Raw genomic sequence first — 1,040 nt, forward strand, 5'->3', positions numbered from 1 at the left:
CGCGGCAAGGCGCGGAGCCGGAGATCGCGTCCCTGATCGAGGGCGAGGGCCACCTGTTCGCGGCGCGCCTGGCGAGCCGGGACGGGCAGCGCGCGCAGCTCACCGAGCGGGCGGCGCAGCTGCGTGAGGAGATCGCCGGTCTGACCGAGCAAGCCGCGGCCAAGGGCCGGGAGATCGGGCTGATCGGGACCGAGCTGCGCGGGGTGCGGGATCTGTACGCGAAGAACCTGGTGCCGATCACTCGGGTGACCGCGCTGGAGCGGGACGGGGCGCGGCTTGAGGGCGAGCGCGGTCAGCTGATCGCCTCGATCGCCTCGGCGAAGGGCAAGATCGCCGAGACCAAGTTGCAGATCCTGCAGGTCGACGCGGAGATGCGCGCCGAAGTCGGCAAGGACCTCGCCGAGATCCGGGGCAAGTGGTCGGAGCTGGTCGAGAAGCGGGTGGCGGCGGAGGACCAGCTCAAGCGGGTGGATCTGCGCGCGCCGCAGGATGGGGTGGTGCACCAGATGAGCGTGCACACGGTCGGTGGCCTGGTGACGCCGTCCGAGCCGGCGATGCTGATCGTGCCGGATGCGGACCGGTTGACGGTTGAGGTCCACGTCCAGCCGCAGGACATCGACAGCGTGCGCCAAGGTCAGGCGGCGGTGCTGCGGTTTGCGGCGTTCAACGCACGCACGACCCCAGAGATCGACGGCGCGGTGACGCGAGTGTCGGCGGACGTGACCACGGACCCGAAGTCGGGCCAGAGCTACTACACGGCGCGGATCGCGCTCACGGGGGCGGAGCTGGCGCGGCTTGGGGCGGTGCGGTTGGTGCCGGGGATGCCGGTGGAGGCGCACCTGCACATCGGCGAGCGCACGGTGCTGAGCTATCTGGTCAAGCCGCTCACCGATCAGATTGCCAAAGCTTGGCGCGAACGATAAATAATCGAACGACAGGATTTTTATCAGTGCAGTACGCTAATGCACCTGAGTAGAAATCAATGCGCCGCAATCAACATTCGTGTAATTTTGACGCAGATCGTGCGCCAAACTCAACAT

Annotated in this window: 1 protein-coding gene; it reads left to right on the forward strand. The window is 67.2% G+C overall.

Translation table 11 applies throughout. The features are described 5' to 3' along the window. Positions 1–923: HlyD family type I secretion periplasmic adaptor subunit (locus FV233_RS29575; RefSeq protein ID WP_147899652.1), on the forward strand; the 923-nt coding region annotated here is incomplete at its 5' end. Positions 924–1,040: the final 117 nt, after the last annotated feature.

The sequence above is a fragment of the Methylobacterium sp. WL7 genome (assembly GCF_008040085.1).
Lineage (GTDB): Bacteria > Pseudomonadota > Alphaproteobacteria > Rhizobiales > Beijerinckiaceae > Methylobacterium > Methylobacterium mesophilicum.